A 3,706-nucleotide genomic window follows, 5' to 3' on the forward strand; every position below is an offset into this window, starting at 1 on the left:
CGCCCACCGCGGAGGGCGTGCTCCCGGTGCCGGGCGCACGCCCTCCGCGGTGGGCGACCGGGCCCTGCGGTACGCGGTGGAGCAGATCGGGAAGCCGTACGAGTGGGGCGCCGAGGGCCCCGAGGCGTACGACTGCTCGGGGCTGACCTCCGAGGCGTGGCGGGCGGCCGGGACGCCGGTGCCCCGGACCAGTCAGGAGCAGTGGGCGCAGCTGGACCGGGTGCCGCTGGACGAACTGCGACCGGGTGACCTCGTCGTGTACTTCCCCGACGCCACGCATGTCGCCGTCTACCTCGGCGACGGCATGGTGGTGCAGGCGCCGCGGCCCGGCACGCGGGTGAAGGTCTCCCCGATCGCGGCCAACCCGGTCCTGGGCGCCGTACGCCCCGACCCGGGCCGGGCCCCCTTGCGGCGCTATGTGCCGCCCGAGCTCCCCGAGGGGGCGACGGAGGGGCCCGACCAGGGGTACCGGGGCTACGCGCCGGACTACGCCTCCACGGCCCCCGAGACCTCCGCCAGGTAGGCGCCGGCCTTCTCCGGGTCGTAGAAGAAGTTCTCGAGGTCGGCCGGGTCGTCGAAGCAGTTGACGAACCGGTCGGCGACGGGCTGGAGGCCACCGGCGGCACCGAGGACGTCGAGGACGTGCGGGGGCGGCGGGGCCAGCATGGCGTTGGTCCACTTGGTGACGTGCTGGGCGGTGTCCCAGTAGCGGTCGAAGGTCTGCCGCATCCACGCCTCGTCGAACGGCGCCTCGCCGTGCTCGACGATCGAGGCGAGGTAGGAGGCGGCGCACTTGGACGCGGAGTTGGAGCCCTGGCCGGTGATCGGGTCGTTGGCCACGACCACGTCGGCGACGCCGAGGACCAGGCCGCCGCCGGGCAGTGTGCCGACGGGGTTGCGGACGGTCGGGGCGTAGCGGCCGGCGAGGGTGCCGCCGGCGTCGGTCAGTTCGACCTTGGTGGCCCGCGCGTATTCCCAGGGGAGAAACTTCTCCATGAGTTCCAGGGTCAGGGAGAGGTGCTCCGCCGGGTCCTTGACGTCCTTGAAGACGTCCAGCGGGCCGCCGGGTATGCCCTCCCAGAACAGGATGTCGGCGCGGCCCGACGTGGTGAGCGTCGGCATGATGAACATCTCGCCGACGCCGGGGACGATGTTGCAGCGGACCGCCTCGGTGTCCGGGTGCTCCGGACGCGGGTCCATCCCGTGGACGTAGGCCACCGCGAGCGCGCGCTGCGGCTCGGCGTACGGGGAGCGCGAGGCGTCGCGGCCGAACATCTGCACGAGCTCGCCCTTGCCGGCGGCGACGAGCACGAGGTCGTACGTACGGGAGAAGTAGTCCAGGTCGCCGACGGCCGCGCCGTGGATGACCAGCTGGCCGCCGCGCTGGGCGAACGTGTCCATCCAGCCCGCCATCTTCACCCGCTGGTCGACCGACTGCGCGAACCCGTCGAGCCTGCCCAGCCAGTTGATCGCGCGCTGCGTCGGGCCCGGGTCGTGCGAGCCGGGGGCCACGACCGAGACACCGAGCCCCTGGATCTTCGGGGCCTGGGACTCCCAGAAGTTCAGCTGGAGATCACGCTCGTGCTGCAGGGCCGTGTGGAACATGCACTGCGTCGACATCACCCGTCCGGTGCGGATCTCGTCCGCGGTCCGGTTGGACATCAGGGTGACCTCGTACCCGTGCGACTGAAGGCCGAGGGCGAGCTGGAGACCGGACTGGCCGGCTCCGACGACGAGTATCTTCCGCATACGGGGTTCTCCTAGCTGGACGAGGGCTTCCGGTGGCCGGGCAAGGGCTTCCGGGCAGGGGCTTCCGGGTTACTCCGGGGTTTCCTCGAGCGCGTGACCCACCAGGGACAGGAGGGTCTCGATGACCGAGATCCGGCGCCGCGCGTCCATGATCATGACAGGTATGTGGGAGGGGATGGTGAGCGCCTCCCGCACGTCGTCCGGCTCGAACAGCTCGGTCTCGTCGAAGTGGTTGACCGCGACGACGTACGGCAGTCCGCAGCTCTCGAAGTAGTCGAGCGCCGGGAAGCAGTCCTTGAGCCGGCGGGTGTCGGCCATGACGACCGCGCCGATCGCCCCGCGCACCAGGTCGTCCCACATGAACCAGAACCGCTGCTGACCGGGGGTGCCGAAGACGTAGAGCACCAGGTCGTCGTCGAGCGTGATCCGGCCGAAGTCCATCGCCACGGTGGTGGTGAGCTTGTCCGGCGTGGCGGTGAGGTCGTCGGTCTCCGCGCTCGCCTCGGTCATCAGCGCCTCGGTCTCCAGCGGCCTGATCTCGGAGACGGTGCTGACCAGCGTGGTCTTGCCGACGCCGAACCCGCCGGCCACCACTATCTTCGTGGCGATCGGGGCGCGGGTACGGTCCGTCTGCCAGGGCAGCAACGGCTCGTAGTCCTCGTCGAGCGGGGTGACGCCTTGAACGGCCTCAGAGACGGCGGAGTCCACTCAGCACCCTTTCCAGCAGCGCGCGGTCCGGGCGGCCCGTGCCGTGGCCGGTTCCCGTTCCGTAGACACGGATCTTTCCCTGGTCCGCGAGATCGCTCAGGAGAACGCGGACCACGCCGAGCGGCATCTTCAGCAGCGCGGCGATCTCGGCCACCGTTCTCATACGGCGGCACAGTTCAACAATGGCCCGCAGCTCCGGCATCAACGCCGACTTCAGCGAGCCCTTCGACAGCTCCTTGCGCTCCTCGGCGGCCTCCAGCTCGGCGGTGCTCGCCACGAACGTCTCGACGAGGAGAACGTGCCCGAAGCGGGTACGGCCGCCGGTGAGCGAGTAGGGGCGGACCCTGGAGGGTTTGCGGTCGCCGCCGCGGACCGGGAGGTTCTTCCTGGTTTTACCGCTCAACGGGGACTCCCGGTGGACTTGTTCTCCAGGGCTGTCTTCTCCATGGACATGCGCAGTTCGCTGCGGAGTTCGGGGGTCAGGACATGGCCGGCCCTGCCCACGAACAGCGCCATGTGGTACGCCACCACGCTCATGTCGACGTCCGCGGAGCCGTGCACACCGAGCAGTGAGCCGTCACTGATCGACATCACGAACAGGCTGCCCTCGTCCATCGCCACCATGGTGTGCCGGACCTGGCCGTAGTCCATCAGCTTGGCGGCGCCGACGGTGAGGCTGCCGATGCCCGAGACGACGGTGGCCAGATCGGCGGCGGAGCCACGCGGGCCGGCGCGTTTCCCGGCCCGCACCGCCGGGGCACCCGGGGTGCGGGCGCCCTCGCCCGAGTCCGTCCGGGCCTTCGCGAGATCGGGGTCCGAGGAAAGCAGCAGCAGACCGTCGGAGGAGACCACCGCGACCGAGAGGATGCCGGGCACCTCCTCGACGAGATTCGTCAGCAGCCAGTGCAGATTGCGGGCTTCACTGCTCAGTCCGAAGGTACTCGGCGCGGTCAACTGGTTGCCTCCTCGACGGTGCCCCCCGTGGCTTCTTCGGATGTGGCGGTGACCGCGGTGGACGGCGTTCGGGGCGGGCCCGTCTCCTCGGTGATCTGCACCTCGACGTCCCGGCGTCCGGCTTCCGCCCCCCGGCGGAAGCCGCCGAGGCGGCGGCGCAGGACTTCGGCGTCCACCGAGCCGCTGCGCTGCCGGGGTGCCTCGACGGGTGCGGTGATCTTCGGTGTGCGCTTGGGCAGTCCCTTGGCGGTGACCGGCTCCGGGGCCTCCGGATCCGGTCACCGCCAAGGGACTG

The 3,706-nt window shown here is 70.7% G+C and carries 5 protein-coding genes and 1 pseudogene; 1 reads left to right on the top strand and 5 read right to left on the bottom strand.

Annotated features, from left to right (window positions below; all coding sequences use genetic code 11):
* On the top strand, nucleotides 1–523 hold a 523-nt coding region (locus AOK11_RS38130; protein ID WP_167353888.1), incomplete at its 5' end, for a C40 family peptidase.
* Here AOK11_RS38130 and AOK11_RS38135 read toward each other — a convergent pair.
* From AOK11_RS38135 to AOK11_RS38155, 5 genes and pseudogenes are all read right to left on the bottom strand, one after another.
* A complete protein-coding gene (locus AOK11_RS38135; protein ID WP_055598182.1) occupies nucleotides 487–1,749 on the bottom strand; it encodes a styrene monooxygenase/indole monooxygenase family protein in 1,263 nt (420 codons plus the stop codon). The two genes, AOK11_RS38130 and AOK11_RS38135, sit on opposite strands and share 37 nt — an antisense overlap.
* Before the next feature lie 69 nt (nucleotides 1,750–1,818).
* Entirely contained in the window at nucleotides 1,819–2,457 is a 639-nt protein-coding gene (locus tag AOK11_RS38140) for a GTP-binding protein (protein WP_055598183.1), read from the bottom strand.
* A complete protein-coding gene (locus tag AOK11_RS38145; protein ID WP_055598184.1) occupies nucleotides 2,438–2,860 on the bottom strand; it encodes a DUF742 domain-containing protein in 423 nt (140 codons plus the stop codon). Before AOK11_RS38145 ends, AOK11_RS38140 begins: the two co-directional genes overlap by 20 nt.
* The gene (locus AOK11_RS38150) at nucleotides 2,857–3,411 is read right to left on the bottom strand and encodes a roadblock/LC7 domain-containing protein (protein WP_055598185.1); all 555 of its coding nucleotides are present in this window, start codon (nucleotides 3,409–3,411) and stop codon (nucleotides 2,857–2,859) included. The genes AOK11_RS38145 and AOK11_RS38150 overlap by 4 nt, the downstream gene beginning before the upstream one ends.
* Nucleotides 3,408–3,680, bottom strand: a pseudogene (locus AOK11_RS38155) (hypothetical protein); the annotation flags it as partial. The gene AOK11_RS38150 and the pseudogene AOK11_RS38155, both read right to left, overlap by 4 nt.
* Nucleotides 3,681–3,706: the final 26 nt, after the last annotated feature.

The organism is Streptomyces hirsutus, assembly GCF_001418415.1.
Lineage (GTDB): Bacteria > Actinomycetota > Actinomycetes > Streptomycetales > Streptomycetaceae > Streptomyces > Streptomyces hirsutus.